4 protein-coding genes are annotated in these 3346 nt (G+C 69.2%); all 4 read right to left on the bottom strand.

The genetic code is table 11. From position 1 onward, the window contains the following. Nucleotides 1-798: pseudouridine synthase (locus Q1W68_RS02920; protein ID WP_300715553.1), on the bottom strand; the 798-nt coding region annotated here is incomplete at its 3' end. Between the two features lie 77 nt (nt 799-875). Next, nucleotides 876-1604: a tRNA (guanosine(46)-N7)-methyltransferase TrmB gene (gene trmB / locus Q1W68_RS02915; protein ID WP_300715552.1), complete on the bottom strand. Its 729-nt coding sequence runs from the start codon at nt 1602-1604 to the stop codon at nt 876-878. Further along, a complete protein-coding gene (gene gluQRS / locus Q1W68_RS02910; RefSeq protein WP_300715551.1) occupies nt 1601-2521 on the bottom strand; it encodes a tRNA glutamyl-Q(34) synthetase GluQRS in 921 nt (306 codons plus the stop codon). The genes trmB and gluQRS overlap by 4 nt, the downstream gene beginning before the upstream one ends. A 60-nt stretch (nt 2522-2581) precedes the next feature. Continuing rightward, nucleotides 2582-3346, bottom strand: a 765-nt coding sequence (locus Q1W68_RS02905; protein WP_300715550.1) for an FAD-dependent oxidoreductase, incomplete at its 5' end; no start/stop codon positions are given.

The raw sequence follows: 3346 nt of genomic DNA, 5'->3' as shown, positions 1-3346 counted from the left end.
GATGCCGCGCGCCAGCAGCCGCAGCGGTTCGGCAAAGTCTTCGTCGTCGTCCGGCCCCCGCAGCACCTTCGGGTAGAACTGATCACCCGCGATGGGCGCGCCCAGCGCGTTCATGTGCACGCGCAGCTGGTGGCGCTTGCCCGTGACCGGTGAGAGCGTGTAGCGCGCCCAGTCACCGTGCACCTCGGTGCATTCGACCAGCGTTTCGCTGTTGGGCTCGCCGTCGGTCTCGACCATGCGAAAGAAGCGTGTGCTGTCTTCCTCGATCCGGCTGCGCCGCCTGAGCGGGAAACTGAGCGCGGGGCGGTGGGGGGCGATGGCTTCGTAGGTCTTGTGCACCGCGCGGTCGCGAAACAGGGCCTGGTAGGCGTTGCGGTCTTGCGGGCGCACACTGAACAGCACAAGTCCCGCGGTTTCGCGGTCGATGCGGTGGATGGGGCTGAGTGTGTCGATGCCGGTGCGGCGTTTCAGGCGCACCAACAGGCTTTGCTGCACGTAGCGCCCGCCCGGTGTCACCGGCAAAAAATGCGGCTTGTCGGCCACCAGCAGGTGGTCGTCCTGAAACAGCACCGTCTCTTCAAACGGGATGGTGGGTTCGCCGTCGAGGTGGCGGTAGTAGTGGACGCGCGCACCGGGCAGAAAGGGTGTGCGGGGCGTCAGGGCCTGGCCGGAGTCGTCCAGCACCTCTCCGCGCGCCATGCGTTCGGCCCAGGCCGCTCGGTCCACCCCATGCAGTCGCTCAGCGAGGAAGTCCAGCAGCAGCGGCCAGGGAGCTCCCTTCGCGTGGGGAAGCGCCACGCAACTGGCGGACACGCCGTGGCGTGCGGGGATGTCTGGACTCTTCGGCGGGCGTGCCACGTGGGTGGGCCGGGTTTTCAGGCCCGGCGGAACACCAGGTCCCACACCCCGTGGCCGAGCTTCAAGCCCCGGTTTTCAAACTTGGTGAGCGGCCGGTACGCCGGCTGGGGCACAAAGCCGTTGCCGCCGGGCTCGGCGGTGTTCTGCAGCAGCGGCTCGGCGCTCAGCACCTCCAGCATCTGGTGGGCATAGGGTTCCCAGTCGGTGGCCAGGTGCAGGTAGCCGCCGGGTTTGAGGTGGCGCGCGAGCTGGCTCGCAAACGCCGGCTGGATCAGGCGGCGCTTGTGGTGGCGGCTCTTGTGCCAGGGGTCGGGAAAGAAGATGTGCACGCCGTCCAGGCTGTTCTCGCCCAGCATGTGGTCGAGCACCTCCACCGCGTCGTGGCGCAGGATGCGGATGTTCTCCAGCCCTTGCTCGCCGACGAGTTTGAGGAGTGCGCCGACGCCGGGCTCGTGCACTTCGCAGCACAGAAAGTTGTCGCCGGGTCGCACGCCGGCAATGTGGGCGGTGGCGCCGCCCATGCCGAAGCCGATTTCCATGATCAGCGGCGCGCTGCGACCGAAGGCGGCGGTGGCGTCGAAGGGCCCGGGAACGTAGTTCAGCAGAAAGCGTGGACCGTGCTCTTCATAAGCGCGCGCTTGTCCTGGCCCCATGCGACCAGCGCGCAGCACATAACTCTTCACCTGCCGCACATAGGGCACTTCGCTCAGGGGGGCGCGCGGCTGCGCGTGGCGGGGGTCGGTCATGGCGTGGGTTCGTGCGGCAAAGGCGTGGATTCTAGGCCTGCCACGCCCCTGGCCCATGCCGTGGTCCAGGCGGTGAGGGCTTGCGGCACGCTGCCGGTCCGGGGCGGCAGTCCCAGGGCTTGAGCCGCTGCGTTGAGTGCCTGCAGGGGATCGGACAGGTCCAGTGGCAGCGCGCCGTTTTGCTTGCTGAGCTTTTCGCCGTTGGCACCCAGCACCAGGGGCGTGTGCAGATAAGCGGGTGTTGGCAGGCCCAGCGCGCGCTGCAGCAGGATCTGGCGCGCCGTGTTGTCGGTCAGGTCCTGACCGCGCACCACGTGGGTGATGCCTTGCGCGGCGTCGTCCACCACCACCGCGAGCTGGTAGGCCCAGAGGCCGTCGGCGCGTCGGAGGATGAAGTCGCCGACTTCGGTGGCGACGTTTTGCGCTTGTGGGCCCAGGCGGCGGTCAGCCCAGGCCACATCGGCTGTTTCATGAATCCGGAAGCGCCAGGCGCGCGCGGGTTTGCCTTGCAGACCGCCGCGCTCGGGCCGGCAAGTGCCGGGGTAGACCGCGATGTGGTGGCGCTCGCGGCTCGCACCCTGGATTTCCAGTGCCGTCTCGATGTCCTTGCGCGAGCAGCCGCAGGGGTAGGCATGGCCTGGGTCGATGAGTTGATTCAGCGCCTGCTGGTACCGCTCGCCGCGCTGCGACTGCCAGGCCACGGGCTCGTCGCTCACCAGACCGCAGGCGGCGAGTTGCTGCAGGATGCGTTCAGCGGCACCGGGCACGCAACGCGGCGTGTCCACGTCTTCGATGCGCACCAGCCACTGGCCGCCATGGGCGCGGGCGTCGAGCCAGCTGCCCAGCGCCGCAACGAGCGAGCCCGCGTGCAGCGGGCCGGTGGGGGAGGGGGCGAAACGGCCCCTGTAGGCAGCCATCCGGGTGAGGGCTTCGATCCTTCGACAGGCTCAGGATGAGCGGATGCCGGAGGGGCGGGCTCAGGCGAGTTCGAGCGCCATTTCGAGCCCGGAGACAAACGCGTCTTCAACCCGGTGGCCCAGGCACCAGTCGCCACAGGCGCCGATGCCCAGCGCCTTGTCGAACAGGTGGCTCTTGCCCAGCGGGGTCTGCGTTTGAGCGAAGCGCCAGCGGTGCGCCACCGCGAAGGTGGGCGTGGCGCGGATGCCCGTGATCTCGGCAAAGCCCTTGAGCAGCTTGGCTTTCACGCGCTCGGCGTCGTCTTCCAGGTGTTTGGTGGACCAGGCCGGGCTGGCCTGGATGGTCCAGCGTTCGATGGGGTCGCGGCCGGGCTTGCTCGACTCGCGCGCCAGCCAGCTGATGCGGTGGTGCGTGCTGCGTGCCGCGTTCCACTGCGGGCCCAGGTGGGCCAGGCCGGGCTGCATGGCCTGCGGGTAGGCCACCATGAGCGTCCAGCAGGGCGCCACGTGCACAGGAGCCAGCGCCTGCCGCAGTTCGGGTGCGAGTCCCGAGGCGCGCAGCAGGTCGTGCACCTGCGGGTGCGGCATGGCCAGCACCACGCGGTCGAAGCCACCCACGACTTGCTGACCGCCGGCACTGTCTTCGGTGCGCAGCTGCCACTGCTCGGCGTGCAGGGCGTCGCGCTCGATCTGGGTCACGCGGGTGTCGAGCAGGGTGCTGGCGGCCAGCGGCTGGCCCCACAGACCCACCAGCGCGTTCATGCCAGGCGAGGCCACAAAATGCGGCTCGGTGGGGGGTGGTGCGCTGGCCAGCACATGGCCGAA

Origin of the sequence: Hydrogenophaga sp., assembly GCF_030158645.1 — a bacterium.
GTDB lineage: Bacteria > Pseudomonadota > Gammaproteobacteria > Burkholderiales > Burkholderiaceae_C > Hydrogenophaga.
This window is presented reverse-complemented; position numbering and strand designations above follow the sequence as displayed.

Coding starts and splice junctions, on each gene's coding strand:
- trmB (WP_300715552.1), bottom strand. CDS start 1,604: ATGACCGACCCCCGCCACGCGCAGCCGCGCGCCCCCCTGAGCGAAGTG.
- gluQRS (WP_300715551.1), bottom strand. CDS start 2,521: ATGGCTGCCTACAGGGGCCGTTTCGCCCCCTCCCCCACCGGCCCGCTG.